General features: G+C 60.1%; 28 protein-coding genes. 12 read left to right on the forward strand and 16 right to left on the reverse strand.

Annotation, left to right across the window (positions count from 1 at the left end; translation table 11 throughout):
- Positions 1 to 165: 165 nt before the first annotated feature.
- Positions 166 to 750 carry an RNA polymerase sigma factor gene (locus Q5H92_RS19380; protein WP_305013215.1) on the reverse strand — a complete coding sequence of 195 codons (585 nt, stop codon included), beginning with the start codon at positions 748 to 750 and terminating at the stop codon, positions 166 to 168.
- A gap of 82 nt (positions 751 to 832) precedes the next feature.
- Here Q5H92_RS19380 and Q5H92_RS19385 point away from each other — a divergent pair, with 82 nt between their 5' ends.
- The 8 genes from Q5H92_RS19385 (at position 833) to Q5H92_RS19420 (ending at position 6669) form a co-directional block, all read left to right on the forward strand.
- Positions 833 to 1396 carry a hypothetical protein gene (locus Q5H92_RS19385; protein WP_305013216.1) on the forward strand — a complete coding sequence of 188 codons (564 nt, stop codon included), beginning with the start codon at positions 833 to 835 and terminating at the stop codon, positions 1394 to 1396.
- Positions 1397 to 1457: 61 nt separating this feature from the next.
- Positions 1458 to 3092, forward strand: coding sequence for a class I SAM-dependent methyltransferase (locus Q5H92_RS19390; RefSeq protein ID WP_305013217.1), 1635 nt, complete (start codon positions 1458 to 1460; stop codon positions 3090 to 3092).
- Positions 3093 to 3203: 111 nt separating this feature from the next.
- On the forward strand, positions 3204 to 3479 hold the full coding sequence (locus tag Q5H92_RS19395; protein WP_305013218.1) for a hypothetical protein: 276 nt from the start codon (positions 3204 to 3206) through the stop codon (positions 3477 to 3479).
- A 63-nt stretch (positions 3480 to 3542) separates the two neighbouring features.
- A complete protein-coding gene (locus tag Q5H92_RS19400) occupies positions 3543 to 3842 on the forward strand; it encodes an antitoxin VbhA family protein (protein WP_305013219.1) in 300 nt (99 codons plus the stop codon).
- 87 nt (positions 3843 to 3929) lie between these two features.
- A complete protein-coding gene (locus tag Q5H92_RS19405) occupies positions 3930 to 5021 on the forward strand; it encodes a Fic/DOC family protein (RefSeq protein WP_305013220.1) in 1092 nt (363 codons plus the stop codon).
- A 66-nt stretch (positions 5022 to 5087) separates the two neighbouring features.
- A complete protein-coding gene (locus Q5H92_RS19410; protein WP_305013221.1) occupies positions 5088 to 5411 on the forward strand; it encodes an antitoxin VbhA family protein in 324 nt (107 codons plus the stop codon).
- A 170-nt stretch (positions 5412 to 5581) separates the two neighbouring features.
- Positions 5582 to 5932, forward strand: a complete 351-nt coding sequence (locus Q5H92_RS19415; RefSeq protein WP_196294763.1) for a DUF6922 domain-containing protein — start codon at positions 5582 to 5584, stop codon at positions 5930 to 5932.
- An 8-nt stretch (positions 5933 to 5940) separates the two neighbouring features.
- Entirely contained in the window at positions 5941 to 6669 is a 729-nt protein-coding gene (locus Q5H92_RS19420) for a nucleotidyl transferase AbiEii/AbiGii toxin family protein (protein WP_305013222.1), read from the forward strand.
- A 14-nt stretch (positions 6670 to 6683) separates the two neighbouring features.
- Here the strand turns inward: Q5H92_RS19420 and Q5H92_RS19425 are convergent, their stop codons facing one another.
- From Q5H92_RS19425 to Q5H92_RS19485, 13 genes are all read right to left on the reverse strand, one after another.
- Positions 6684 to 6875: a hypothetical protein gene (locus Q5H92_RS19425; RefSeq protein ID WP_198076838.1), complete on the reverse strand. Its 192-nt coding sequence runs from the start codon at positions 6873 to 6875 to the stop codon at positions 6684 to 6686.
- Positions 6876 to 6968: 93 nt separating this feature from the next.
- Positions 6969 to 7832, reverse strand: a complete 864-nt coding sequence (gene traN, locus Q5H92_RS19430) for a conjugative transposon protein TraN (RefSeq protein WP_201982562.1) — start codon at positions 7830 to 7832, stop codon at positions 6969 to 6971.
- 12 nt (positions 7833 to 7844) lie between these two features.
- Positions 7845 to 9053 (reverse strand): conjugative transposon protein TraM, encoded by a 1209-nt coding sequence (traM, locus tag Q5H92_RS19435; RefSeq protein WP_305013223.1) that lies wholly within the window; start codon positions 9051 to 9053, stop codon positions 7845 to 7847.
- Between the two features lie 12 nt (positions 9054 to 9065).
- Complete coding sequence (traK, locus tag Q5H92_RS19440) at positions 9066 to 9680, reverse strand: conjugative transposon protein TraK (RefSeq protein ID WP_196294758.1); 615 nt, start codon at positions 9678 to 9680, stop codon at positions 9066 to 9068.
- A gap of 39 nt (positions 9681 to 9719) precedes the next feature.
- Complete coding sequence (gene traJ / locus Q5H92_RS19445; protein WP_305013224.1) at positions 9720 to 10856, reverse strand: conjugative transposon protein TraJ; 1137 nt, start codon at positions 10854 to 10856, stop codon at positions 9720 to 9722.
- A gap of 45 nt (positions 10857 to 10901) precedes the next feature.
- Entirely contained in the window at positions 10902 to 11552 is a 651-nt protein-coding gene (locus tag Q5H92_RS19450; protein WP_198070538.1) for a hypothetical protein, read from the reverse strand.
- A 14-nt stretch (positions 11553 to 11566) separates the two neighbouring features.
- Positions 11567 to 12214 (reverse strand): hypothetical protein, encoded by a 648-nt coding sequence (locus Q5H92_RS19455; protein ID WP_198070539.1) that lies wholly within the window; start codon positions 12212 to 12214, stop codon positions 11567 to 11569.
- 30 nt (positions 12215 to 12244) lie between these two features.
- Positions 12245 to 12808: a hypothetical protein gene (locus Q5H92_RS19460; protein WP_305013225.1), complete on the reverse strand. Its 564-nt coding sequence runs from the start codon at positions 12806 to 12808 to the stop codon at positions 12245 to 12247.
- A gap of 30 nt (positions 12809 to 12838) precedes the next feature.
- A complete protein-coding gene (locus Q5H92_RS19465) occupies positions 12839 to 15325 on the reverse strand; it encodes a TraG family conjugative transposon ATPase (protein ID WP_305013226.1) in 2487 nt (828 codons plus the stop codon).
- 29 nt (positions 15326 to 15354) lie between these two features.
- Positions 15355 to 15687, reverse strand: a complete 333-nt coding sequence (locus Q5H92_RS19470) for a DUF4133 domain-containing protein (RefSeq protein WP_196288820.1) — start codon at positions 15685 to 15687, stop codon at positions 15355 to 15357.
- Positions 15688 to 15697: 10 nt separating this feature from the next.
- The gene (locus Q5H92_RS19475; protein WP_305013227.1) at positions 15698 to 16015 is read right to left on the reverse strand and encodes a DUF4134 domain-containing protein; all 318 of its coding nucleotides are present in this window, start codon (positions 16013 to 16015) and stop codon (positions 15698 to 15700) included.
- Positions 16016 to 16062: 47 nt separating this feature from the next.
- Positions 16063 to 16890: a hypothetical protein gene (locus tag Q5H92_RS19480; RefSeq protein WP_305013228.1), complete on the reverse strand. Its 828-nt coding sequence runs from the start codon at positions 16888 to 16890 to the stop codon at positions 16063 to 16065.
- Positions 16891 to 17179: 289 nt separating this feature from the next.
- A complete protein-coding gene (locus Q5H92_RS19485; protein WP_305013229.1) occupies positions 17180 to 19855 on the reverse strand; it encodes a TonB-dependent receptor domain-containing protein in 2676 nt (891 codons plus the stop codon).
- 1151 nt (positions 19856 to 21006) lie between these two features.
- Between Q5H92_RS19485 and Q5H92_RS19490 the strand changes: the two genes are divergently transcribed.
- The 4 genes from Q5H92_RS19490 to Q5H92_RS19505 all read left to right on the forward strand — a co-directional run bounded on the left by Q5H92_RS19490 (position 21007) and on the right by Q5H92_RS19505 (position 22568).
- A complete protein-coding gene (locus Q5H92_RS19490; protein WP_305013230.1) occupies positions 21007 to 21336 on the forward strand; it encodes a hypothetical protein in 330 nt (109 codons plus the stop codon).
- 65 nt (positions 21337 to 21401) lie between these two features.
- Complete coding sequence (locus tag Q5H92_RS19495) at positions 21402 to 21740, forward strand: hypothetical protein (RefSeq protein WP_305013231.1); 339 nt, start codon at positions 21402 to 21404, stop codon at positions 21738 to 21740.
- Between the two features lie 117 nt (positions 21741 to 21857).
- A complete protein-coding gene (locus tag Q5H92_RS19500) occupies positions 21858 to 22169 on the forward strand; it encodes a type II toxin-antitoxin system HigB family toxin (RefSeq protein WP_305013232.1) in 312 nt (103 codons plus the stop codon).
- Between the two features lie 48 nt (positions 22170 to 22217).
- On the forward strand, positions 22218 to 22568 hold the full coding sequence (locus tag Q5H92_RS19505) for a helix-turn-helix domain-containing protein (RefSeq protein WP_305013233.1): 351 nt from the start codon (positions 22218 to 22220) through the stop codon (positions 22566 to 22568).
- A gap of 63 nt (positions 22569 to 22631) precedes the next feature.
- Here Q5H92_RS19505 and Q5H92_RS19510 read toward each other — a convergent pair whose 3' ends face one another.
- Together Q5H92_RS19510 and Q5H92_RS19515 are read right to left on the reverse strand one after the other, a co-directional pair.
- Entirely contained in the window at positions 22632 to 22889 is a 258-nt protein-coding gene (locus tag Q5H92_RS19510; protein WP_305013234.1) for a hypothetical protein, read from the reverse strand.
- A 1028-nt stretch (positions 22890 to 23917) separates the two neighbouring features.
- On the reverse strand, positions 23918 to 25036 hold the full coding sequence (locus Q5H92_RS19515) for a galactose oxidase early set domain-containing protein (protein ID WP_305013235.1): 1119 nt from the start codon (positions 25034 to 25036) through the stop codon (positions 23918 to 23920).
- Positions 25037 to 25639 lie beyond the last annotated feature (603 nt).

Genomic DNA, 25639 nt, shown 5'->3' on the forward strand with positions numbered 1-25639 from the left:
TACTCACCTATCACGACGACCCCCGCTATTTGTACCCACGTACTGAAAAATATTTTCAAACTTTTTTTCGTCCGCACCGTAAGGGCGCGTCTGTGTAGTCAGGAGACGGCCCTTTCTGAGCCATTCGCCGCCGATAAGAGAGACTATAGACTTGGCTGTGTGAACCTACCAGTAGCGGACCTGCGCTTGAAACAGCAGGTATGCCAGCATCATCAGCAGCAGCTCTTTCAACGCTTTGATAGCCCGGTAAATAAGGTTGCGCACCGATTGCGCCGTCAGGCTCATTACCTCGGAAATCTTCTCGTAGGAAAAGCCGTCGAAGTATTTCAGGTAGAGTACTTCCCGCTGCCGCTGCGGCAGCTGATTCAGCACGGCCAGTAGCTGTGCGTGCTGCTCGCTGCTGAGCTGTTCAGCCGTCAAAAAATCATCGGGAACATACACGACCTCAAACTCCTCCTCGTGGTACGACTGCTGTCGGGCGCTGCGGCGGCTGGCCATCTTAAGGTTGTCGCTGATGCGGTTGCGCAGGACCTTGAACAGGTAAGGTTTGATGGTTTCGACTGCTTCCAGGACCGCCCGCCGCTCCCACAGCTTCTGAAATAGCTCCTGAATGCTGTCGCGCACCAGCTCTTCGTCGCCCACCAGCTTCATCCCATAGTTGTAGAGCGCCTCGTAGTGCTCCACGAAAATGGTGGTAAACGCCTGCTCGTCGCCTTGACGAAACGCGTCCCAAAGTGGCTGGGCTGGCAAGGAATGAGGAAATTAGATGGAATGCAGGAAATAGCTGCGTTTACGCAAGTGACGACGAAACGGGGCAAAAGTACTCGTCTTCATGATAGTAGATTTTTCAGAATTTAGTGTAAAATCTATTCGATTAATTCAGCATAGCACTTGTAGATATCAGGCAAGTTATTTTCTGGTAATAAGTAATAATTGGTATTCAATTTCATCAATTGAGCTCCGCCAGACTCTATTGCTTTTCGTCACGGGCGAGCCCTCTGGGCCAGGCTATGCAGAGGTCCGCTACACTACTGTGCTGCGCACCTCTCCCGCTGGTCGCACCCTTCCTATCCTGCTCGCAAAAGCCTGCCGCGCCGGCCCGGCCCAGGCAGCGGCGCTTACTTGGGGAAGGGACCGGCTCTCTTCTGCTCCCGCTGGTCGCGCCGGAATGCCGGTTCCTTCACCGGTGCGCTTTGCAGCCCTGGCCGGGCCTCCCCCTGCACAGCGGCTGCTGGCCGAACCGGCAAGGGCCGGTACCGCCAGCGGAGTGTTTGAGCTGGCGTACCGCCGGCAGTCTTTTTATAAGGAACAAGGGGGAAGAAGGGGTTGGCGCGGTCAAAACGGCAAGATTATTTTAATTAAATATTGTTGTCTTTTTAGCAACAAAAAAGCCTAAAATTGCGTTTAATAGGATAAGCAAGTGGTTGTTCACTATCACCTTATCCCCCGTAAGCGTCATGCTAAATCCTGAATTCTTTCCTACCCCGGCCGCCGTCATTCAGCGCATGCTCGACCCGTTTTTCAACCCCGCTCCCACTGGTGACGAAACTACGGGCAGCGACCGGTACCGCCGCTACAACCCGGCCGCGGCAGCCCTGCGCAAGCTTACCATTCTGGAGCCCAGCGCCGGCAGCGGGGCTATCGTGGACGAGCTGACGGCCTGGCTGGACCGGGAGGACTATCACAGCCGCAGCGGCAAGCAAAGCGTGTACTGCTGCGAGGCCGACCCCGAACTGCGGGCCGTGCTGCATGACAAGGGCTATAAGGTCATTGCCAACGACTTTCTGAATTACCGGGGCGACCATTTTTTCGACCTTATCGTGATGAATCCGCCCTTCTCCAACGGTGACCGGCATCTGCTAAAGGCCTGGGACGTGATAGCCGCCGGCGGCGACGTGGTGTGCCTGCTCAACACCGAAACGCTGGCCAATCCCTACACCGAAACCCGGCAGCTGCTGGCCCGCCTCATCGAGGACCACGGCACCAGTGAGGAGCTGGGGGCTGTTTTTGCTGAGGCCGAGCGCCCCACCAACGTAGGGGTGAGTATGGTTCGGCTGCACAAGCCCGCCAAGGCCGACCGCCTCACGTTTGAGTTCACCAGCCGGGGCCGCCGGGGGCCGGAGCTAAACGAAAACCTCTTCGCTAATGCCGTGACCACCCGCGACGTTATCGGCAACATGGCGGCCGAATATGAGGGCCTGAAAGCGCAGTACGCCGCCTATTTGCAGGCCCGCGAAGGGATGAAGTTCTACGCCAAAAGTCTGCTGCGCAACGACTACCAGGACGTGCTTAAACTGGCCGAGGCCAGCTTGGAGCGCGGCAGCTTGCGCACGAGCTACAACAACTTCGCCGACGAGATGAACCAGCAAATCTGGGGGCTGGTACTCGATAAGGTGAACATTCAGAAGCTGATGACGGCTGACGTGCGCCGCAACTTCGCGGCCTTCAGCAAGGCCCAAGGCTACCAAGAGTTCACCCATGAGGCAGTGGCTGAGCTGGTGGCGCTGGTGCTCGACAACTGCGAAACCATCATGGAACAGGCCGTGGAATCGGTATTCGACACCTTTACCAAGTACCACAAGGAAAACCGCCTGCACGTCGAGGGCTGGGTAACCAACTCGCAATGGAAAGTGAACCGCAAGGTGATTCTGCCCTACGCGGTGGAAGAAAGCTTCTCCGGCAAGGGCTTTCGGGTGAACTGGAGCCACCGCGACGACTACGCCGACATCGACCGGGTGATGTGCTACCTGACGGGTGAGAACTACGATACCTGCGTGGGCATCGATACCGCCCTTGACCGCTACGGCAATCAGAACCCCAACCCGAACGGCGTGTACACGGTCTACAGCCGGTTCTTTGAAATCCGGGCCTTTAAGAAGGGCACGGTGCACCTGATTTTCCGCGAGGAATTTCTCTGGCAGGAGTTCAACCTTTGGGCCTGCGCCGGCAAGCAGTGGCTGCCCGGCCCCGAAATGGCCGCCTACCGCGCTCGGCAGGCCAAAGCCGCCACCGCCAAGACGCACCCCCTGTTGCCCGAGGCGGAGCAGCTGGCCGCGCCCGGCACCCAAATGCACCTGCAGCTTGCGGCCTGAGCACCGTTGCCAGCGGGTGGGTTGCCGCCCGCTGGCAACGGTGGGGGCAGTAGCGCATTATCCTGCTGCTGCTGCTGCTCCCGTAATGCCGGGAAGCGTTATACTGCCTGCATGAAAACCCCACCTCCCTCTTCTCCGCCCGGTGCTACCGCGCCGGTGGGCCAGCAATTCAGCTACCTGCTGCGGCACGGCCGCTTCTCCTTCACCGAGCGCGAACTACAGGAACACCTGCAAATGACCTATCGCACCATCAAGCAGCGTGAAGCCGACCCCTCCGGCCTGACCGTGGCCGAGGCGCTCCGGGTGGCCGAGCTGCTGGCCGTGCCCGTGCAGACAGTGCTGGCTGCGGCCCTGGCCGATGCGCAGGTGGCCGGAGCGAAGCAGTAGCCCGGTTTGGCACATTTTTGCCTAACTTTCGTTTGCCATAGTAGACCACTCAGGCGAAACAGCATGGATACCCTCGTAAAATTTGGCCCCAAGGAAGCAACCCGCGAGCAGCGCCAGACGCTGTCGGACCGGGCGGCCGCGCTGAACGCGACCCAGGACCGCCAGCTGAGCCCCTTTGCCGAGCAGCTGAGCCAGCGCTACATCAACGGCGAGCTGAGCCTGGCCGAGGTAAATACCCAGCTTGATGCCTATTACCAAGCCCAGAGCCAGACGCCGGTCCCCACGCGGGGTGCCGATGGCATCCTGGCAGTGGCGCCCCGGCCGGCTCCCGCCGTGACCAAGACCCGCTCTTTATCGCACTAGCCCTTCGCTTCTTAATCTATTCGCTAACGCCCTGCCGGTTGGTGGGGCGTTTTGCTTGCTTACCCAGTTCCCGCGCGGCTTTTTTTTATGACTGACGGTTTAACCGACCCCCACACCGGTGTCCTGATTAACAAGCTCAACATCACCGATGAGGACAAGCTGGCCGAGGTCGAAGGTAACCGCTTCCACTTCCGCCTGCTGGAGGTGCTCGCCGGCCACGTGGAAGTAGCGCCTCACAACGCCCAGGGCTTGCAGGCATTGCACCGCCACCTTTTTCAGGATGTTTACCAGTGGGCTGGCGAAACGCGCGTCTGGGGCGAGTTCCAGGCCACCAAGTCAACTTCGGCCGACAAGGAGGGCCCCGGTTTGTACACCATGTACTTTGGCAGCTACCAGCAACTGCCCGCGCACCTGGATGCCATCGGGCAGCAGCTGGCCGCTGAGCGCTTTCTGAAGGGGCTGGACAAAGACCAGTTCGTGGCGCGGGCCGCCTACTACTTCGACCAGTACAACTACGCCCACGCCTTTCGGGAGGGTAATGGCCGGACCCTGGGCGCGGCATTTCAAGTGCTGGCGGAAAATGCCGGCTACGACGTGAACCTTGTTGCGCAGTCGCACCCCAAGCAATACAACCAGGCCCGGGACTACGCTATTCTACGGCCTGCCGGGAACCCGGAAACGGATTTGCAGCCGCTCCGCACCTTCTTTGGCCAGATTACCACGTCCCTCCCGGAGCTAGTGTTAGCCCCTGCCGCGCCCGTGGCAGTGTCTGATTTTCTGCAGCGCGTGGATGCTATGCGCGAGATACAGCAGAGCCAGGAGCTTATCTGGCGGGCGCTGCTGGGAGGGCGCCACACCGCAATAGCCCGGCAGATTATGCAGGGCACCCGCGGCGTGGTGCACCCCGACGCGCAGCAGCCGGCGCGGCTGGCCATCCTAATAACCGGAGCCGAGCTATTGGAGCAAATGCCGGCCAAGATGGAAGATGCCCGCCTGCGCCAGCGCGTGGCGCGTTTGCTAAAGGCGTTGCCCCTGGTTACGGTGGTGCTGCTGGTAGTCGGGCCCCCGCTGCAGGCCGCGCCATCCGCCGGCCCGGAACCATCGAAAATACCGGTAGCCAGCAAAGATGAGCCAGTGCAAAAAGCACCGGAGTTGAAGCGTCGAGGCCCAAAGTTGTGAGTTCGAAAGCGAGATGATTCAGGGCCGCTCAGGTCGGCCGATGCAAGCTTTTATACGTATCTTGTAATGGTGGAACAGGCCCTCTATTTCTCCGAAAACGAGCAAACCAAGCAGCAGCGTCGCGAGGTGGTGAAGTTTGCGGTTGGCGTGTCAATGAGCCAAAATCGCCCGCCCTCAGCGTTCTTGGTGGAACTGCAGGACCAATACATTGCTGGGCAGATTGACCTGGAGCAGTTGTCGGCCGCGCTCGACGCAGAGTACCAGCCAGCCCCTGGCCCTGACCCCTTCGCCAGGTATGCGCTGGGAGCCGGTCCGCAAGGGGAGTCGGCCCATCGGTACGAGCCATATCTGCACTTTGATGAATCGAGCGTAGGCCCTCACCTGCCGTAATGGTAGCTTTACTAAATCCGGCTGATTCAGCGCAACTATAGGCCCTGAAAAGGTGTTTAAATAGACTAGGGACTGCTATTGGCTTTCTCCCTCTGGTTAATCCAGCTTTCGGGAATATGCTTCCCGGTCACACGAAAGGCGAATAGCCCCGGCTCACACATCCTGTACTCATGGAAAAGCTCACCCCTTCTGCTACGGTTGCAACGCCCGAGCCACAGGTCGTACCGGCCCCCCTGGCCGAGCACCTGCCCACGCTATTGTGGGACGTAGACCCCGACACCATCGACCCGCAGGCCATGGCGCGTACCATCGTGCAGCGCGTCATTCAGCGCGGGAGCAAAGAAGACTGGGCCGCTATGCTGGAATACTACGGCCGGCCCCGCGTGCAGGAAATCGTTGAAACGGTACCCTATATGTCGGATGCCGCCATTGCGGCCGTATGCCAGTTCTTCCACATCGAAAAGGAAACGCTTAGATGCTACCAGCGCAAGCAGTCGATACCGCAAACCTTCAACTCCTAGCGCAGCTCATGCAGGAGCCCTTGCTGAAGCCGTTCGTCCTGGTAGGGGGAACGGCTTTGGCGTTACATCTGGGGCACCGTCGCAGCCGCGACCTCGACCTTTTTTCGGACGGCCCGACGCCGATTGACGGAGAAATCAAGGACCTGCTGATAAGCAAATATGAGATGCGGGCCGACGGCGCGCTCCAGCGAATGCGGGCCCAGGAGCCGGAATGGGACAAAGCCGCCATCCAGGGCGTCATCGGCCAGGTCAAAACCGATGTGGTGAATTATGGCTTCCCGTTGTTACGACCGCCCGTGCTCTATCCCGACTCCAACATTCGCTTGGCCTCGCTCGAAGACCTGGGCGCTATGAAGCTGGCCGGTGTGGTGATGAGCGGCGAAAGGCTCCGCGACTTCGTGGACGTGGCCGCGCTGAGCGAAAAGCTCACTCTGAACCAGATGCGCCAAGCCTATGAAGGCCGCTTTAATACATCATCATCCGAAGTGCCCCGCGCCCTGGCCTTCCACGGCGACATCGACTTTAACATGAAGCCCGAAATGCAGGGTTACCGCTGGCCGGCCATTGCCGCGCGCCTGGAGCAGATGCAGCGCAGCCCCGACCGCCTGTTTCCACCCATCGTGGAGCAGCGGCTAGTGATGCCGGTGCTGGGGCCAATGGCAGAGAAAAATGCCAAAGCCTTACTGCCAGACCAGCAAAAAGCCCCCGAGCCGAAGCGCCGGGGGCTTAAGTTATAAGCAGCAGATATAGCCTAGAAAGGCTTGTACCGCTCGTAGGGATTGTACGGATTGCGGTTGGGCGGCGTGACCTTACTGGAAAGTCCCCAGAACTTGCTTAGGCCAAAGAGCACCAGCCCCCAGGTGGCGGCAGTGCTGCCCCAACTGGGAGCCCAAGACGAATACAGAAAGGCGATAATCGCCGCGAAAATCAGGAAGCTACGCATACCAACACGGGTTAAATCTTCACGCTAACTAGGCAGGCAACGCAGTGTGGGCACTTTTCGTTGCTTCTGCCCAGCTGCTGAGCTTGACAATGCCTATTTGAAAGTCCGGGCTTTGAGCAGGTCGGCGTTGGTAAGCTTGAGCTTGACGTTGCGCCCGCCGCCCTTTTCGTACACCTCGATGATGAGCTGCTTTTGCTCGGGGATGGTGAATTTCTTGAAGATGTAGACCTGTTCGAGCTGGCCTTTGGCGTCAATCTTTTTCAGGCCCCCATTGAAGACGTAAATGGGCGTGATTTCTAAGGCCTGCTCGGCCGTGCGCTTGGCCACCTGCTTATCCTGAATGTAGAATTTGACGAAGTCCACGTCGTAAGTCACGTTCGATTTGTTGGCAACGTGCAGCGGAAAAAACAGGGTTTCCTGCTTGTAGCCCACGTTGCCGGCGCGCACGCTGAGTTGGTTGGCACTCTCGCTGGCCGAGGTACCGCCCGCCGCCAGCGCTTGCCGGGAGTAGGCATCCAGATTGCCCTGCGGGATGGGCGAGTTCGATAAAATGGCTTCCCCTTGCGCCGACGAAGCCGAGCCGGCCGCGCCCAGGTCGAGGCTGAGCACCTTAGGGTCGTGCTGGTAGTTCACCACGAAGGAGTACAGCTTTCCATCCGAGGTGAGCACCGTCATGTTCGATTCCGGAAAGCCGGCCGAAGCGGCTTTCACCCGCACGATATTTTCCGCGCCGGTGGCCTTGGCCGCAATCAGGCCCGAGCTGCCCAGGTCGACGTAAGTGACAGGAAAAGGGAACACTAGATGAGTTGTTTTCTGGTCGCTGATATAGAGCGGATAGGTCGGCAGCTTATTGGCTTCCGAGTATTGCAGCATCCGGGCGGCCGAGGTCTGGGCCTGCACCGGAACAGCCGCTAGGCCGAGTAAAAGGGCGCTGGTAGCAAATAGGGTGGTTTTCATGGGAAGGAGTCGTTAGTCTTTATCTACTTTGAGCATCACGTTGTAGCCGGCCTTCAGGCGGACTTTGACCAAGCGGATTTTCTTCTGGCCAATGCCTTTCACGGCGCTAACCGCCACGCCTGCCGCGGCCATGGCTGGGTCGGCGCTCATCGTCATCATGTCGGCCGCACCGAGTCCTTCGGCACCAGCCTGTTTTGCGGCATCGCGGGTAATGGCGCCGGGAATGTGCAGGCCTTCCAGCCCATCCACGTCGTACACTTCCAGCGCCGCCGGAAACACACTGTTGCCCGATTTGAGGGTTTCAATGGCAATGCTGAGCCGCTCGCCAGCCAGGCTGCACTTGCCATAGATAAAGGTGTTGGCTGGCAGAGAGTGGCCATTGATGACGGCCGACTCGGTGAGGCGCATTTTCACCAGTGAGCCACTGACCACTTCCTGCGATTCGTGGATGACGGCCGGTAGGGTGTTTCCGTCGCCACCCGTGCCGGTTTCAGCATCAAAGCCCTGAAAAGAGGCCGTGTGCTTGCGCCCCGGCCCGTTGGAGCCCAGGCGTGACACCACGGCATCATCATCGATGGCCCGCAACCGGGTGGTAGGTTTCTTCTTTTTCGGTAGGGCTGCAACCGTGCGCGGGGCCGCTCCTCCCCCACCGGCACTGTTCGATTGGGCCAGCAGTGCCGCCATTTGCAGCTGGGCTTTCTGCTCGGCCAGGTCGCGTTCGTGCTGGCTGCGCATTAGCTCCATTTGTTCCTGCGGGGTGAGGGCCCCTGGGGCTGTTGTGGCAGGGACTACGGTGCCGGGCGCAACTCCGCCGTTCATCTGGGCCTGCTGTGCGGCAATGAGCTGCTGCTGGGCCTCAACCACCGACTTATCGACGGAGCCGTTGGGGCCCGCCTTGCCATCGGCCCCCACCGCGTAGGAAAGGCCCGAGCCCGAAGTCGTATCGAGGCGGGCATCGACCAGGCCCCGGTTGCGCAGGGTATCAACCGGGCTGGCGTAGGCTTCGAGCTTGCTGCTGGTAATGGTGCCCTTCTCGGCTTTGGGTAAGTTGGTGTTGAAGCCGGTTTCGGTGTTCTGCGCTGCCGCCGGCGTGCCCTGGCCGCCCCCGCCCAGGTAGAACATCACGGCCAGAAAGGGCACGCCTACCACCGGCAGAAAGGTGGCCATCTTGCGGGTGCGAAGAAATTGCGCGTCGTGCGGCGCGTTGGTTGCCGTTGCCATAACAGGGGAGGATTAGCGAGGAAGCGTATTCAGGTCTTCATTCTTGAGCACCCGCCAGTTTTCCATCAGAAAGCCGTGGGGATTATTTTCCGAGCGGGTCACGTCGCGCAGGGAGCACTCGGAAAGGAAATTGCGGGTGGTAACCGAGGTGGCCCGAATGACGCGCTGGTGCCCGTAGCACCGCGCCACCATCGGGCGCGAATTGGACACTACCACGCTATCCACCGTCATTTCCAGGCTGATGTTGGCGGCAATCAGGTCGTTATAGAAGCCCTTCTCCTTGAAGTTCTCGTACTGCCGTTTGGCCGAGTTATCAGCCAGGTATAGGGCCTTATTGACGTTGCTGTCGATGGCTTTCTGGTCAGGGTCGAGCGTGAAAAACAACTCGTGGAAGCGCGTGACGTGGCTGCGTGCCTCCACCGGCCGGTTAGCTCGCGCATCCCGCGCCCCAGCCGTGAGCAGCTGCCCACCTTCCAGCACATAGATGCGATTGGCCGCGGCGTTGGTGGTTTGGAAGGCGAAGTAGGCGATGGTGCCGGCCAGCACCAGCACGGCCACAATGAAAATAAGCGCCAGGGTTTTTACCTGCTGAAAAGCCGAATCAATGGTTTTGAGGGAAGCAAACATGGGAAAAGGAAATAGTGGGAAATCACCGCGCAACCAGGGCTAGCCCCGTAGCCGGTTGACGAAGCTGGCCGCCCGTTCGCGCACCGCCGTGCCAGCCCGGTGACCTGCGGCCTCACTCCGCGTCATGTTGCCCGAGGCAGCATTGCCAGCTAACGCCTGCCCGGCCCCAACTGCCGCCCCAAGGCCCGATGCGGCCCCGGATACGCCGGCCGCGCCCGCCCGCCCGGCTGAACCTGCCGCCGCGCCAGCCATAGCCGCCCCACCACTCATAGCCGATTGCATGGCCCGGGCGGCCTGGCCTGCCCCGGAAGCCGCAATCATCATATCGGTGATGAAGGGAATAATCATGTACCCCGTGATGGCAATGCACAGAAACACGAGGTAGCCGAAGTCGGCCGAGTCAACGCCTTGGTTAGAGGTCAGGCGGGTGATGTCGCCCTGTAGCATCATTATCTGAAACTGGCCCATAATGGCTCCGAAAATGTTGGCCACGGGCACCCACAGGCTGATGGTGATGAATTGCCCCAGCCATTTAGGAATGGAGTTGCCGAAGCCTGGGAAGATGGCCAGCCCAAAAGTGAGCGGTCCTAGCACCGACAGCACGATGAGCAGGAAGGTGGCCAGCACGTTGATGAGCAGCCGGGCCGCGACATGGAACAGCTCCAACGTGTTCTTCATCCACTCGCGGAAGTTCTGGTTCACATCGTACTTGAGCTTATCAAACGAGAGCGACAGCTGCTGGCCCATGTTCATCATGCCCAGTTCGTCGAGCCGCTTCTCGTAGGCCTCGTCCGTGGCGAAGTACTTGTTTTCGGGCCGGGCGGCCAACAACGCCTTTTTCTGGTCCTGCAAGGCCGCAATCTGGGTGGTCTGGTCTACCCGGACCGAATCCGTGCTTGATGCCAGCGCGCCGGTGATGCCGCGCAGGCCGCCGAGCAGCTGCGGAAACAGCAGGATGGCCAGCCCAATTAGAAATGGGCGCAGCAACGGATACAGGTCGATAGGCTCGGCGCGGGCAATGTGGCCCCACACCCGGGAGCTGATGAAAATGAGGGCTCCCACCCCGCCCACGGCCCGGCCCAGGGTGACGAACTGCGCCACCAGGGGCAGCATGGAATCATAAAGCCGGCTGAGCATCTGCTCCATTTCGAGCATTTGCGCGGTGATGGAATTCATTTCCATAGTCGGGTGATTTGGGGCTGGTGAATGAAAGCGAAAGGGCTACTGCTTAGCGCCCACGAGGGTGAGCACCGACGCCCGGTCCTGAATGGCCTGCTGCTGGGAGAGGGCCACAGCGCGGCATTTATTGGTGTAATAGGTCATCAGGTATTGCTGCTGCTGCATCTTGTCGCCAATCTTGTTGATGAATTTGATGCGTTGCGGGTCCGTCATTTCCGCCCGGTTCGTAGTCATAATGGTGGCCAGCTCGCCAATCAGGGCCACGTTTTCCTGCAGCAGCACCTGGTATACCTGTGCCGCTTCGGTTACCTGATTTGGGGAGAGGCCGCGCCCGCGCAGGTCGGCCACGCCCGAGCTGAACTGCGAAATCATCGAGGCCTGCGCGGCGTAGATTTCCCGCACCCGGCGGTAGTTGCGCACCCCCGCGCTTATCTGTAGCAAACTGCTGTACCACTGCGCGTGCAGGGCCTGCGTCTGGTCCACGATGCCCTTAATCTTGCCGCTTACCACTTGCATATCGCCGGCCAGGGCCTTGCCCCGCCCCAATAGGGTGGTTGAAACGCCCTGGTGCACAATCTGCTTGCGCGAGCTGGATTCAGCGATGGGCGCGGAAATAACGGCCGGAGCTTGGGCAAAGCCCTGCTGTGCGCTCAGCCCCAGGCCAAGCAGCAACATGGTGGTGAATGCTTTCATCGGGAGAGGAAGGGTTAGTGCGCGCCCATGAGGCTGAGCAGCGCCTGGTGGTCCTGTTCGACCTGCTGGGCGGTCTTGAGTACCATCATGTTGCGCCGGGTGAAGTAGTTGACTAGGCCCAGCTGGTCAGTGATTTTGGCGTCCAGCGTGTCGATGAATTCCATTCGTTCCGCGTCGGTCATCTTGAGCATGGACGGGCTGGTAATGGTGGCCAGGTCGGACACCGTGTTGGCTCCTTCGGCCAGCATCTTCGTGTAGATGGATACCATCTCCGTCAGCTGGGCCGGCGTGATGTAGCGCGAGGTGCGCAACACATTGATGGCCGAGGAGTAGGTCGAGATAATCTGGGTTTGCTTGGCGTAAATGGCCCGCACCCGGCGGTAGTCGCGCACTGCGCTGCTCACTTTCAGCAGCCCGTCGTACCAGGCCTTGTGCTGCTCCATGTTCTTGAGCGAATAGGTCTTGGTCAACTCCTGTTCTTTCACGCCCAGGGCTACCAGCTTGTTGGCCGCCGCTTCCAGCCCCTTCATGGTGTTCTGCAGGCCGGTTTGTACGCCGCTTTGCACTTCCAGCACCGGGGCCGTTACTACCAGCTGGGCTGACGCTTTCGAGGCGCTGAAGCCCAGCAGCGCCAGGCTGAGGATGCCAATCTTCGTTTTCATAGGGAAGGCAAGTGGTTGAAGGAGGTGACGCTAGAGTGTCCGCGTGTAGGGGTGTTCCAAATACATCATGTGCCGTTCGGCCGCGAAGCGCACCCGACCGATGCTAGAATCCACGCTCTGCAGCGTCGGCAGGGCCTGGGTGGCCGTCACGTTGGGCTCCTGGATGAGCGGCAGCAGCATTTTCATGGCTTCTTCGCACTGCGGCGTAAAGCCGTTCCAAGTGACCACATCTTCGGGCTTCACGCGATTCATGCCCCGCGAGCGGACTACCGTGCGCAGCACGTAGCGGTAGCGCTTCCAGATGTTGGCCACCACGGGGTGCTCCTTCACCGCACCGTTCAGGTCACTGGTCTCCCAGGTATTCACGGCCTGCGCGAAAGCCCGGGCGGCGGTGATGTCAGCTTTTTCGGCTTTGGGAGCCGACGCTAAGCTATCGGCAAACGCCACGGCGGCCACGGCCACGGGGGAGGTGGAAACGGTTGGAGGAGCTGTTTCGACGGCTCTATTGTCCATCGCCGTCGTAGCCTTGTCGGAGCCGCAGCCAATTAGCAAAGTGGCCAAGCCTAGTATTGGAAGCGTGATTTTCGTTTTCATGATTTTTCCCTTTGGTTGAAATCAGCCGCCCTACCCTTCGCGCAGCTCATTGGCGAAAAGCTTGATGGCCGTGGGCATGTCGCCGGTCTGCTTGAGCTTCTCAAACAGCCGCACTTTCTCGGTTTCCTCGGTGGTGTAGGTCACATATTCTTCCTTGGACACCTCGATGGCGTACACCTTCGACACGACCCCGCCCAGGCTGATGAATACCTCCGTGTAGCGGCCCCGCGTGGCTTTGTTGTCGCGGTTGATGCTCAGCACCAGGTCTTTTTCCTTGGGCGTGAGCGAGAGCAGCGCCTGAATCTCATCGAAGCGGTTGATGAACTTGCGCTGGTCAAGCAGAATCTTACAGTCCGAGTTGTTGATGATGGCATCCTTGACAATCTCGTTGCCGATGATGTCGTCAATTTCCTGCGTCACCACGATGGCCTCGCCGAAGAACTTGCGCACCGTCTTAAAGAGGTACTTGATGTAGGCGGCCATGCCCGGCGTGGTCAGCGCCTTCCAGGCCTCCTCAATCAGAATCATCTTCCGCACCCCTTTCAGCTTGCGCATCTTGGAGATGAAGGTTTCCATGATGATGAGCGTGACCACCGGAAACAGGATGGGATGGTCCTTGATGTTGTCGAGCTCGAACACGATGAAGGGCGCCTGCACCAGGTCCAGCTCTTTCTCGGAGTTCAGCAGGTAGTCATACTCGCCGCCCCGGTAGTAGGGCTTGAGCACGTAGATGAAGTTGTCGATGTCGAAATCCTTCTCCCGGACCTTCTCCTCCTCCAGAATCGTGCGATACGGCCCTTTAACAAACTCGTAGAACGTGTTGAAGCTCGGCTTGATAAGCGCGTTAGCTTCCAGCATCACGTAATACAGACTCACGGCCGTGGAGAGCGATACGTACTCCGACTGGCTTACGCTTTCGTCATCCTTTTTCCAGAGCGCCTGCAGCAGCGTTTTGATGGATTCCTTCTTTTCGACGTCCAGCTTGCCCGAAATCAGGAAGGGGTTGAAGGCAATCGGGTCGTCCTCCTCGTAGGTGAAATACACCCCGCCCACCAGCTCGCAGAGGCCCTTGTAGGAGTTGCCGGTATCCACCAGCAGCACGTGCGCGCCCTGCTCGTAGTACTGGCGCACCATGTGGTTGGTGAAAAACGATTTGCCCGAGCCCGAGGGGCCAAGCACGAACTTGTTGCGGTTGAAGATGATTTGCTTCTTCATCGGCTCATCCGAAATGTCCACCAGCACGGGCTTGCCCGTGAGGCGGTCGGAGAGCTTGATGCCCTTGGTGGCCCCGGTGCTGCGGTAGTTGGTTTCCGAGGCCCAGAAGCAGACGGCCTGCTCGATGAAGGTGTAGAAGGTTTCCTCGCTGGGAAAGTCGCCGGCGTTGCCCGGAATGCCGCCCCAGTAGAGCGCGGCGATGTCCACGGTGTTCTGCCGGGGTTTACAGTTCATGGCGTTGAAGGCCGCGTTGACCAGCTTGCGCACTTCAGTCAGCTCCTCCTCGTGCCGGCCCCAGGTGAGCACGTTGCAGTGCACCCGCACTGGCCGGCGCTTGTGGGCAATCAGCTCGTTGAGAAAGGCATTGTAGTACTCGAAGTTGATGGCGTTCTGCCGCGAGTAGAGCGAGAGCGAGTTGAGCCGGTCCTTCTTCTGCTCAAAGGTTTTGACCGTCTTGGTGGTGTTATCCAGAAACACATACTGGTTCAGGATATGATTCGCGCCGAGCAGCAGCCCCAGCGGGGCGGCGAAGCTGATGGGGAAGTCTGAGTATTCGGTGCTGTATTGCTCGTAGCGGATGTCGGTTTCCACCGACGTAGGCAAGTCATCGAGGTTGGCCACCGAGAACATCTGGCAGAACTCCGCCCCCACTTTCAGCCCTTCGGTCAGGTCCAGGTCCACTTGCAACGCTTGGTCGGACAGGTCCAGCGCCAGATACTTTTCCAGCAGCCCGGCCTTTTCAGCCGTGCCGGCCAGCTCATCCGAGGTCAGCCGGTGCGAGCGGATGTAGGGCGCGTTGGTGGGCCCCACCCCTTCCAGCGTGCGCACGAACTGGCCCACGTTGTCGAAGAAGCTTTCCAGCTCCTTGGTGTCGAGCATGTCCTTGGGCACGATGTTGCGCCGGGCCAGCAGCCCCGAGGTGCTGCCCCAGTTGGGCCGCTCCGACGAAGTTTTGGTGATGTAGAGGTAGCAGAAGTGGTTGAGGAACGGCCGCTCGTTGAAATGGCGCTCGTAAGCCGAGGAGAGCAGCGTGCGCTCAGCCTCGAAGCCGGGCGCATACTTATCCTCCACGTACCAGTCCTGCTTGTGCACCACGCAGTGGTCGGGCAGCAGGCGTACGGCCTTCACGAAGGCGGCCTGCAGCTGGGCGTAATCCTCCCGCGAGAGGGTGAAAATTTCCGGTAAATCCAGCCGGAACGCCACCGTCACGTCCGCATTCTTCGAGATGAGACAATCCTTTTCCACCTTGTAGATGGGCTGCTTGGATTCGAGGGAAACGGAGGGCAGAACCTTATTGCTCATAAGCTGAAGAAAGCACCCAAAACCAGCCGCTAGGCGCGGCTGGTCGGGTCCTCGTTGAGGCGTTGGAAAAGGCGGCTGTGCCGGTTGGTGATGTAGCGGGGCGAGGAGCGCCGGGCGGCGGCCTTCATCAGCCCGTGCTCGCCGTAGCGGCGGTTCAGGGCGAAGACCCCGGCCCACATGCCGCCCCCGGCCAGGAAGGTGACCAGCACGGTGAGCACCAGCGGCAGGCCCAGCAGGTAGCAGGTCACAAACAGGGCGAACACCAGCCCGATGCCGGCGGCTAGGAAGTAGATGTTGCTGCCCACCAGTCCCTTGAATTCGACGGGCTTGTTGATGCCGCGATTGAGGTCATAAATGGGCATGGGCGGCGGCTTAGAGGAAGAACGAGCGCACCACCGTGGCCACGATAACCAGGAAAATCATCGAGCCAAACCACGAGACGGCCGTTTTCTGGGTGTCCTGGTCGCCGGCATTCCACTTGCCGTAGACCTTGATGGCCCCCACCAGGCCCAGTACCGCGCCGATGGCGTACATGAGTTTGGTGAGCGGGTCGAAGTAGCTGGTGACCTGAGTAGTGGCATCCTGAATGCCGGCCGTGCCGTTGCCGCCCCCGGTCTGGGCGTAAAGCAGTTGTGAGCTGAATAGCAGGACCACGAGGGCCAGCGAGGTAACGAAAGGTTTCTTAGTCATGGCAAGGGAAAAGGAATCGGGAATCAATGATTAGGAAGAAGGCCGCGCTACTCATCGTCGGGGCCGAAGAGGTCATCCAGTTCGGCGTGGTTGAGGGCCATCTGTTGGGCCATTTGCTCGGCCAGGGTGGTGCCGGCCAGCTCGACCGGCGGCGCGGGCTGCTGGCCGGCTTGCAGCAGGGTCAGGTATTCAGCAACCGAAGCGGCGGCCACCAGCCGGGGCGGGTCCACGGGGGCGATGTCCAGCCGCGAAGCCACCGGCTCCTCGAACGTGGCCAGCGGCTCGTAGCTATCCGCTACCAGGGGCAGCTGCACGGTTTCGGGCTCCAGAACCCCATCAACCGGCGTATCCGCCGCCACAGAATCCGGGGCCAGGTTATGGGCTTCGCGCCGGACCAGCGCGGCCAGGTGCTCATCGGCCTGGTCGGCTTCTTCGGTGCGATTCTCATCCTGCGCCTGCGCCTCGTCACCCGCGGCGGCCGATGCCTCCATCGGGGCGGTATCGCTGGTGCTTTCGTCGTGGCCAGTGGCCGTGCCGGTGGAATCAGGCAGTGCCCCGCTGACCAGTGGCTCGGCGGCGGCCGGCAGGTTCTGGTCCGCGCCGGCTTCGGGACGTTCCGCGTCATCGGTTTCTTCCCGGGCTTCGGTGGCCGCTGGCGTGGCTTTGACAAAGGCCGAGGTGGGACGCACCAGTGAGGGCGGAGCCGCCGCGCTGCCGCCTGCGCCGGCGAGCTGGGCACCGGCCATCTTTTTGCCCGGCGTCAGCAGGGCCGTGAGCTCCACCCGGTAGTAGAGCAGGCCCACCATCAGGTAGTAGAGAATAACTACAACCAGAACGAAAAGGCCAAACTGGCCCCAGGAATAGGCGCTGAGCATCGCGGGGAAATAGCGTGGCACCCCAGGCCGACCGGCCCGGGCGTAAACTTGCCAAACCGTGATTTGACGCTACAAACCTATCCGGGCTATAAACCGCTTGGGTAGAAAGTTGACGAATGGTTGGAATTCGATGGTGAGGTGCAGCCCCGACACACGAACAGCACGCAGCTCCGGGGGCAAAACCGGGGCTGCGTGCCAGTCAACCCACCGTTACGGTGAACCACTTTAGCGTGCTTTACCATCTACCGGAAGTGACGTGTACCAGGACAGGCGCCGCTAGCAGAGCAGGTCAGTTACGGGGCGGTGCGGCCGGTGTAGCCGAATGACTGGGCGGAGCAGTCACCGGTACCACGGGAGCGGGTGCCCCGGCAGGGCTTTCCGTTTTAGACGCACCACCGGGGGCGGGTGACGGGGCGGCCAGAGCGGGCCGGACGGCGTCGGGGGTGCGGCCGGTGCCTTGGCTGCCTCCGCCGTTTTCTTCGGTTTTGAGGTCGTTGTTTTGCACGTTGCGGTGCGGGCGGGGTTCGGCGGTCAGCTTGCCGATGCGGTAGCTGAAATAGACTTTGAAGCTGGTGAGGTGCTGGATGGTGCTGCTGTTTTGGCGGAGCAGCGGGCTCGTGATTTCGCTGCGCACGGTGTTGCTCGGCGAAAACAAATTCTCGGCCCCAAAGCCCAGGGCGCCCTTTTTCTGGGCAAACTCGTGCTTCAGGCTGAAGCTGTAGACGAAAAAGTTGCTTTGGTCGCCCTGCAGCTGCACCTGCTGGCCCCGGTAGAAGCCGAACACCTGCAAGCCCCAGTGCCTGGGCAGCGCGTAGCTGCCGTACAGCCGGCCGGCCACCACCAGCCCCGCGTTGCGGGCGGCGTAGAGGGGGTCGGCCACGTTGTTGCGCAGCACCAAATAGTAGGTGTCCACGCCCCCGCTGAAGCTGAGCTTCTCGCCGATGTCCAGCCCGGCGTACACGCTGCCGCCCGAGGCGGTTTCCTGCCCGATGTTCTGGTAGGTAACCAGCACCGCGCCGGGGTAATTCGCGTCGCCCAGCGGCGTGCGCACCGACTGGATGGAGCCCGTGGTAGTGCGCACGAAAGCGCTGAAATTCAGGCTGGCCTGCTGGAGCAGCGTGCTGTAGCCTAGCTCGTAGTTGTTGGTGTATTCGGGGCGCAGCACGGGGTTGCCCTGCGTTTGCAGCAAGGGGTTGGCAGCCTGCAGATTGGGGTTCAGGAATTGCAGCGAGGGGCGCTGGATGCGGCGGTTGTAGGCCAAGCGCAGGGCGTTGCCGTTGGCGAGCTTGTGCAGCAGGTTCAGGCTGGGTACCAGCACCCCGTAACTGGGAATTTCCCCCACCGTGCCCGTGCCAAAATCGGCCGCAATGCCGGTGTATTCGTAGCGCAAACCCGGTTTCAGGGTGATGCGCAGCGGCAGGGCCAGGGTGTAGGCCACGTAGCCCGATGCCACGTTCTGGTCGTAGTGAAACGAGTTGTTGGCCTGCGAAAGCGCCAGCTGGCCGAAGTAGCGGTAGTCACTCTGCACGGTCCGCCGGATTTCCTTCACCCCCAGTTCCAAGAGCTGGTTTTTACCGGTCGGCGTCTGGTAGTCCACCTGGGCCGTTACCTCCTGGTTGGCGCTGGGGTTGTCGTTGCCCGAAACACCAATGGCGCGGGCGTCGCTGGCGGCGTAAATGTCGTTGGTGAAGTCGTAGGTGCGGTTGTTGCGGCTGAACAAGGCCAGCACGCTCAGCTCGCGCTGGGCTGTGTCATAGGTGTGGGCGTAGCTCAGGCTGGCGTCCACCGTGCCCGATTCGTCGCGGGTTTTCACGTTGCGCAGCGAGGTGGCAGCGGCGCCCGTGGCCAGGGGCGTGGTGCTGGTGGCCAGGTCGTCCTGGTAAGTGGTGGCGTCGCGGGTGCCGTAGGCCAGCGAGGCGGCGAGGGAGTTGCGGGCGTTCAGGTCGTAGTCCCAGCCCAGGGTGTAGCGGCCGAACAGCTGCTGCTGGCGCGTGGCGGCGGCCTGGGTGGTGCGGGTTTGCCGGCCGGTGGCGGGGTTGGTGGTCAGTTGGGTGTTGGTGAAGCGGCCCGGCGTGTTGTAGCCGGCCCGCCCGAAGCCGCCCAGCGCGAAGCCCATCCGGCCGGTGCGGTAGCCGCCGCTCAGGTTGAGCGTGCCCGAGCGGGTGCCGCCGCTGCCGTCCACGCCTAGCTGGCCGCCGCGCAGGGTGTTGGTTTTGGTAACAATGTTGATAATGCCGCCCGAGCCTTCCGCGTCGTACTTCGCGGAGGGCGAAGTAATGACCTCCACCGCCTTAATCTGGTCGGCCGGCAGCTGCCGCAGCCCATCGGCAATGCTGTTGGCCATGATGGTAGAAGGCTTGTTGTTAATCAGCACCCGGATGTTCTGGCTGCCGCGCAAGCTCACGTTGCCGTCCAGGTCCACGCTCAGCAGGGGCACGCGCTTGAGCACGTCGGTGGCATCGCCGCCGCGGGTCGTCTCGTCGTTTTCGGCGTTGTACACCGTGCGGTCCACCTTTTCCTCCATCAGCGGCTTGCGGGCCGTTACCACCACTTCACCCAGCTTCTGGGTGGTAGGCGTGAGGGGCAGCGCACCCAGCGGCAGTGTCCCGCCGGTTTCGGGCACCACAATGCCCGGCCGGGTGAGGTCCTGATAACCCAGGAAACTGATGCGCAACGCATACGCGCCCGGCGCGAGGCCCGGCAGCACAAAAGCGCCGTCGTCGCCACAAACGCCCCCGCTCACCGGGCTCCCGGCGGCATTGAGCACCGCCACGGAGGCGTACGCAATGGGCTTGCCGGTGCTGCCATCGGTCACGGTGCCGGTGAGGCGGCCGGTGGCCCGGGCCGGCGTGCCGGGCAAGGTGGTTGCGGGAGGGGCAGGATTTTGCTGACCTTGGGCGTGAGCAATAGCATTTCCGAAACCAAGGGTGGCGAACAAGACTGCGGTGGTGGTCCGTGGGGGCATAAGCAGTGATTGGCTCCCCATAGGCGGATTTAACCGCCTACGGTTGCGTCCGCGAATCCTGTTGTGGGTAGTCCACTTCGTTTTAACGCTCCTTTCGGTAAACACCGAGTAGCTGGTCAGCACCAAGTAGCCAGCTGGCCTCAAAAGGACAGGGCGAGTTTAAGAAACTCGTCTACGAATCAAAGTTTACGAAATGCACTGAGGGGATGAGTTTCGTAAATTCCCAAACCGGTAGCTAGTCCCCCGGCAAAGTACCACGCCGGCCGCGCCCCGGCCGGGAGCGAAACCCCGTACTTATTCCGAGAATTGTCCGAGAGGTGGATTTCTGTTAAAAACAGCATCTAATAGGGTAAAAACACGGTTTTTGGCGTATCTTGTAGCATGACAGGAAGCCAGAAAAAGCAGGCCCGCCAACGGTTTCGCGACCACCGCAACCCAGTTAGAACCTTCCAGGGCGACCCTAATCGGCCAGCCTACACCTTGTACTGCTTATGGAAGTACCCGACTTACCTAGCTGCGGCGAACGAGTTGGACGAACTGGTGGAGCAATGGCCCCGGAACCAAGCGCGCACCCTTGCGCTGCTGGCCGTGCGTGCTGCCTTCTTCGAGAACGGGGCCGTGCATTGGGAAGTAGAGATGGTACACGAAGAAGACCAGACCAACATTCACGCCCGGATGCTCCGCGAGCACCAGTGGGTGCGGCGACTCGACCCGACGCAAGACGCTAGTCACGCGCAGAACCTGATACAGGCCGAGGCTGCCTTAGTCGAAAGTCAGCGCCGGAAACAAGGCCCCCAAACCGGAAAAGTACCACACCGGCAGCGGCGACCGGGCGGGCCAAAACCCGTACTAATTCCAAGAAGTGTCCGACAAGGAATCTTATGTTAAGTAACAAAAGGGAGAAAAGGCCCCGCCTCGTCGCGGCGGCCTTTTCTCCCTTTTGTTCAATAAACCGAGGACCATCGGGGACGGTCGCCAGAATAAATCTTTTGACTTCTGTACTAAAAATGCGAAAATGTTGAGATAGCCCAAGCAATTAAGGTTCAATGCGCTAAGTCGCCCCTATTTACTACTGACACCCTGTCTAGCTAAGGAGTCGCCAGAGAGCGCACTCACTACTTAATAGATAAGGGAAAAGTCGGAGTAAGTAAATGAACCCCACACCCTTTAACCAATTCCTGAGTAATAATCAGAAAGAAATCATCGCTGGCGTAGTCGCCATCATCGTTGCCATTATCGGCGGCGTGTTCCTGTTGATATCCGTCGCCATGAACAAGGATACCCCCGCGCCCGTGGTCCACAACTACACCTATCGCCCCACCTACAACGTGGTGGTGAACGAGGCGGCTCCCCCCGTCGCCCATGAGCCCCGAGCCGCCCGAGCCCACAAGCGGCCCCGCAAGCAGCACCCGAAGCCGGCCACCCAGCCGTTGCCCCGGCCCAGCTGCCCGTGCGCCGATTCCACGAAAGCCGGCGTGTAAGGTCTGGCGGGAGGGCCAGGCCCTCCCGCAAAGGCGTATGATGCACCGTTTACTATCATTCCCCGATGTCCAAAATTCAACTTGCCAGCCGGGGAACCGAGCACGGCCCCGGCTACGACCCACGCACCACCCACTTGCGCCCCGTCATCGAGTACCTGCTGGCCCAGGGCAACACGCCGGCCGGCTGGCGGGGCGATGCGTTCACGTTCGACCAGGGTGGCGAAGGGCATTACCTCTTTGCCGGCCCGCTCGATGCGGCCGAGCTGCGCGAGCGGTTTGCGTTCCCGGCCTCTATTCAGGTGCAGGCCGATGGTTCGATTAAGGACAGCCTGAACCGGGTGGACATTAGCCAGGCGCTCCCGCCCCGGCCGTTCAGCTTTGAGCTACCCGAACAGGAGAAGTAGCGTATTTTCGGTATTGGTAAATTATTTTCGATATTGGTAAATTTATCGTATCTTTGTGGTGTTAGCCACGAAAGAGTCAACTATGAGATAGGAAATAAATAAACTAGAAAACAGATTATGAGTGTATTAAGTAAAGAAAAAATTAGGAGATATGCTATTGAACACCTCGACGTAGCGAATGCCATTCTGGAACTCTATGACGACATGAAGGCGGCGAAGTGGGCCAACGCGGCCGAGGTAAAGGCGTTTGACCCCAGCGCTACCCATGTGGGAAATAACCGTTGGGTGTTTAACCTGCTTCGCAACCGCTACCGCATGGTGGTGAAGATTAACTACTCGCAGCTGCCGGCCTTTACCGGCCAGATTTTTATCCGCTTCATTGGCACCCACGCGGAGTATGACCGCATTGCCAATATCACGGACCTATGACGCAGGCGCGGGCTGCTGAAAAATTGTAAAACTCTAAAACTGTACAAAATGACTATCCAAAATGATGCAGAGTACCAAGCCGGTATGAGCCGCTTGGAAGCCCTCACTAGTGATAACCCCACCCATCTGGCGGAAATGGAAGCGCTGGGCAACGCCCTCGAAGCCTACGAAGACAGCCACGGCCACGCGCCCGTGCGGCCGGATTCGCTCGTTTTCCGCATCGAGCGTTATATGTTCGAGCACCGCCTGAAAAAGCAGGAGCTGGCGCAGCTGCTGGGTATCACCAACAGCCGCCTGAGCGAAGTGCTCAACGGCAAGCGGGCCGTGAACATGGACTTGGGCCGGCGCTTGTACACCAAGTTGCACATTCCCGCCGAGTTTGTGCTGATGCACGCCTAGCCGCCACGCGGTAGCCAGTGAAAAGCCTCGCCCACCAAGCGGGGCTTTTTTGATGGGGCCGTACTATGGGGAATTGGCGGGCTTTTCGGCCGTGTGCTGTTTGAGGAAGCCAGCCAGGGCCGTTACCGGCTTGTCCGCGACCCGGCTGACCCCGAAGCAGGCAATGGCGGCGAACAACAGGGCCGAGATGCACACGATTACGGTGAACGGGAGCAGGTGCTTTTGCGGAAGGCGCTCCGCGATAATGGCGAGCACTTTCCACAGGCCGGTCGGCGCGGGGGTGGGGAGTTTAGAGGGGCGAGTAGCGGTAGGCGTATTCATCTGGTTTGGGGTTGGTTTAGCGGTTGGGGAGCAAGGCGGATGAAACCGCCGCTACTGAAGCGGTGGTGCAAGACTAGCAAGCCCCGCAAAGCACGAATTCAGGGTTTGTAAAAAATAGGACAAGGTGCAATGCATCGTTTCCAGCCAGTAGAAGCACTTTTTTGGGAATTGGGCTTCGGTGGTGTAGGTAGGTTGTCATCATTGATGGAGAAAAAAGGAGGGGGAGCCGTGCGCGCATTGTCAGCACAAAGAGCTGGCGCGGTCGTAGGGAGAGCGCCCTTGCTAGGGCCGGGAACAGGTCGGATAAGTGGTGCAGTTAAGTCGGCCCCACATATAGGAAAGCGGGGAGGTCGATTTTGTGGCTAATTCCTAGCTATCAAATTTCCAAATCGAGGCCCTTTCAAAAAAGGACACAAAAAAGCCCCTTCAAAAAGGGGCTTTCTATGCTGTATGGGCGCTTTTCAGAATTTGGCCAAAATGGCGGGGCCGCTGAGGCGTTAAAAAATACCCGCCGCCCGGGGAAATCCGGAGCAGCGGGCGAGGCTGTATTGGGTAGCGTTGAAGCTGAGGAAGAAGGCTGGATTTTGCGCCGTGCAATACCTCGATTTTGAAAACCGCTGGCTGAAATCAAAGAGAGTTGAACGCGCCATCGTGCAGCCGGCAGCCGGTGAGGCCTTGAGCAGCGCCCAGGTAGCGGCCCGTTTCCGGCGCACGAAGGCCGATAAGGTGAAGCCGCTACACACTGGCCATGATGTCGCTAGTGCGCTACTTGGAGACAGAAGACACTTACGCTGCTCAAATTAACCCTTTTATTTTATTACAATAGAAGCCACATTTCTCCCATGAACTACGAAATGTTCATTCGGCGTGCCCACGGTTGCGAACGGGACTTTATTCCCCCGCTGCTGTAAGAAGGCCGCTTAGGAACCGCTTACAAAGCCAGAAAGGCCGTCATCCTGAAGAAGGGTGACGGCCTTTCTGGCTTCTGTCGTAAGAAAACAGGCTATACCACTTGAAGTTTCCTGCGTCTATGGATTGATACACGGGCATTTGTTGGGAACGAAATAGCGGCCGGCGCTGGCGAAGTTCTCAACCGGGCTACCCCCACAAGAGGGCGTCACGCGCACGCCGAACGTGACCTGCGGCTGACACGGATTGATTTCCAGGGTGACCGATGAAAAACCATCGTAGTCGGCCTCGTAGACGCCGTTGATGGTCCACTTGAAATCGGTGCCTAGGTTCGGGCCCGTCGCGGTGGCCGTGGCCAGGGTGGCGCAGTCGCCGGTGGGCGCGTTGGCAATGCCCACGGCCAGCGAGGAGCAAGGGTTGCCGTCTACCTGCACCACCTGCCCCTCGGAGGGCACCCCGTTGCTGTTGAGCACGAAGAGCAGGTAGTGGCCCGGCGGGCAGTCGTTATTGCTGCCGGGCGCGGCCACTGCCACCGAAGCCGTGCCGCCGGCCACGGTATTGGTGGTAATGGGCAACTCCAGGAAGCGCTGGTTCATGTTGAAGGAGTGCGTGACCGACGAGAGGCGCACCAGCGTGACGCGGGCCACCGTGCCGCTGCCCGGCGTGGCTACCACCGTGAACGCCTGTCCATAACCCACGTGCGTGGGTGCCCCGCTGATGCGGGGCCGCGCCCCTTTAAACAAGTAGGGCGGGCTGAATATTTCGGCTGTGGGGTGGTCGGTGTATTCGGCCCCGCCGCCGCCGCCGGCCGAGAGCACACGCCCATCGGGTAGTAGCACGGCCGTGGAGTGGTAGAGGCGGGGCTCGCTCATGGGGTTCAGGGTGGTCCAGGTACCGGGGCCGCTGCCCGAGGCTGGGGGCGTCCAAAGCTCGGCCGGCAGAATGGCGTCGAGGTCGTTTTTGCCAATGTTGGGGATGCCGCCCGTCACGAGCACTGTGCCGTCGGGCAAAATGGTGCCGTTGACGTGAAAGCGGGCAAACTGCATGGGCGCGTCGTACTGAAACTGCGCGGTGGTGCCAGCATTCAGGTCAATGCGCTCCACGGTGTTGGTGACGCCGGTGGGCGTGGCGGCCGTGGCTGGCCCGCCGCCACCTATGACCAGAATTTTCCCCGGCGCGTACATCACGGCCGTGCCCGCCTCGCGGTCAACGTAGGCGTAGTCTCCAACCGGTGCCACGGTGGTTCCCGCAAGGCCATTGCTAAGCCGATGCAATGGGCCATTGGTCCAACTCCCCCCGTTGGCCGTGGTAAGGAAGCCGGTACGCGGATTGGGACCAGCTTCAAATAAACTGCCGTTAGGTGCCAAAAACATTTGTGGGTAGAGGGGAAGCTTGCGGGGGGCACCAGTCAACCAACTCCAAACCCCATTTTGCAATAGTTCAGGTTGGTATGAATTAGGGGGAGGAGACATTGGGTCTACCGGTTCTGTTTCCCCAGATATGGCCAATACACTGCCATCAGCGAGCGTGGTGACGGTAGGGTACCATCTTTTCCGACCCATATTCGGTTCGCGTTGCCAGTTGCCAGTGGAAAAGTTGAATGTATTCACAACATCTAGGCCGCCGATATAGGTTGGGTAATACATATCATGGCCACCAGCCACTAGCAACTTACCGTCGGATAGGAAAGTGTGACCGCTGCAAAAAATATTGTCATTCATATAATTCGGGGGGCTGAGTAAGCCCGAACTGGGGTCCCACATGTAAGTTTCTGTTCCCATTGGCATGGGCATTGATGGTGAGCCGTCGTTGTGTCCCTGCCAGGTCACTACCTTACCAGT

The organism is Hymenobacter mellowenesis, from assembly GCF_030581005.1.
In the GTDB taxonomy this organism is placed as follows: Bacteria; Bacteroidota; Bacteroidia; order Cytophagales; family Hymenobacteraceae; genus Hymenobacter; species Hymenobacter mellowenesis.

Coding starts and splice junctions, on each gene's coding strand:
- Q5H92_RS19385 (WP_305013216.1), top strand. CDS start 833: ATGATAGTAGATTTTTCAGAATTTAGTGTAAAATCTATTCGATTAATT.
- Q5H92_RS19390 (WP_305013217.1), top strand. CDS start 1,458: ATGCTAAATCCTGAATTCTTTCCTACCCCGGCCGCCGTCATTCAGCGC.
- Q5H92_RS19395 (WP_305013218.1), top strand. CDS start 3,204: ATGAAAACCCCACCTCCCTCTTCTCCGCCCGGTGCTACCGCGCCGGTG.
- Q5H92_RS19400 (WP_305013219.1), top strand. CDS start 3,543: ATGGATACCCTCGTAAAATTTGGCCCCAAGGAAGCAACCCGCGAGCAG.
- Q5H92_RS19405 (WP_305013220.1), top strand. CDS start 3,930: ATGACTGACGGTTTAACCGACCCCCACACCGGTGTCCTGATTAACAAG.
- Q5H92_RS19410 (WP_305013221.1), top strand. CDS start 5,088: ATGGTGGAACAGGCCCTCTATTTCTCCGAAAACGAGCAAACCAAGCAG.
- Q5H92_RS19415 (WP_196294763.1), top strand. CDS start 5,582: ATGGAAAAGCTCACCCCTTCTGCTACGGTTGCAACGCCCGAGCCACAG.
- Q5H92_RS19420 (WP_305013222.1), top strand. CDS start 5,941: ATGCAGGAGCCCTTGCTGAAGCCGTTCGTCCTGGTAGGGGGAACGGCT.
- Q5H92_RS19425 (WP_198076838.1), bottom strand. CDS start 6,875: ATGCGTAGCTTCCTGATTTTCGCGGCGATTATCGCCTTTCTGTATTCG.
- traN (WP_201982562.1), bottom strand. CDS start 7,832: ATGAAAACCACCCTATTTGCTACCAGCGCCCTTTTACTCGGCCTAGCG.
- traM (WP_305013223.1), bottom strand. CDS start 9,053: ATGGCAACGGCAACCAACGCGCCGCACGACGCGCAATTTCTTCGCACC.
- traK (WP_196294758.1), bottom strand. CDS start 9,680: ATGTTTGCTTCCCTCAAAACCATTGATTCGGCTTTTCAGCAGGTAAAA.
- traJ (WP_305013224.1), bottom strand. CDS start 10,856: ATGAATTCCATCACCGCGCAAATGCTCGAAATGGAGCAGATGCTCAGC.
- Q5H92_RS19450 (WP_198070538.1), bottom strand. CDS start 11,552: ATGAAAGCATTCACCACCATGTTGCTGCTTGGCCTGGGGCTGAGCGCA.
- Q5H92_RS19455 (WP_198070539.1), bottom strand. CDS start 12,214: ATGAAAACGAAGATTGGCATCCTCAGCCTGGCGCTGCTGGGCTTCAGC.
- Q5H92_RS19460 (WP_305013225.1), bottom strand. CDS start 12,808: ATGAAAACGAAAATCACGCTTCCAATACTAGGCTTGGCCACTTTGCTA.
- Q5H92_RS19465 (WP_305013226.1), bottom strand. CDS start 15,325: ATGAGCAATAAGGTTCTGCCCTCCGTTTCCCTCGAATCCAAGCAGCCC.
- Q5H92_RS19470 (WP_196288820.1), bottom strand. CDS start 15,687: ATGCCCATTTATGACCTCAATCGCGGCATCAACAAGCCCGTCGAATTC.
- Q5H92_RS19475 (WP_305013227.1), bottom strand. CDS start 16,015: ATGACTAAGAAACCTTTCGTTACCTCGCTGGCCCTCGTGGTCCTGCTA.
- Q5H92_RS19480 (WP_305013228.1), bottom strand. CDS start 16,890: ATGCTCAGCGCCTATTCCTGGGGCCAGTTTGGCCTTTTCGTTCTGGTT.
- Q5H92_RS19485 (WP_305013229.1), bottom strand. CDS start 19,855: ATGCCCCCACGGACCACCACCGCAGTCTTGTTCGCCACCCTTGGTTTC.
- Q5H92_RS19490 (WP_305013230.1), top strand. CDS start 21,007: ATGAACCCCACACCCTTTAACCAATTCCTGAGTAATAATCAGAAAGAA.
- Q5H92_RS19495 (WP_305013231.1), top strand. CDS start 21,402: ATGTCCAAAATTCAACTTGCCAGCCGGGGAACCGAGCACGGCCCCGGC.
- Q5H92_RS19500 (WP_305013232.1), top strand. CDS start 21,858: ATGAGTGTATTAAGTAAAGAAAAAATTAGGAGATATGCTATTGAACAC.
- Q5H92_RS19505 (WP_305013233.1), top strand. CDS start 22,218: ATGACTATCCAAAATGATGCAGAGTACCAAGCCGGTATGAGCCGCTTG.
- Q5H92_RS19510 (WP_305013234.1), bottom strand. CDS start 22,889: ATGAATACGCCTACCGCTACTCGCCCCTCTAAACTCCCCACCCCCGCG.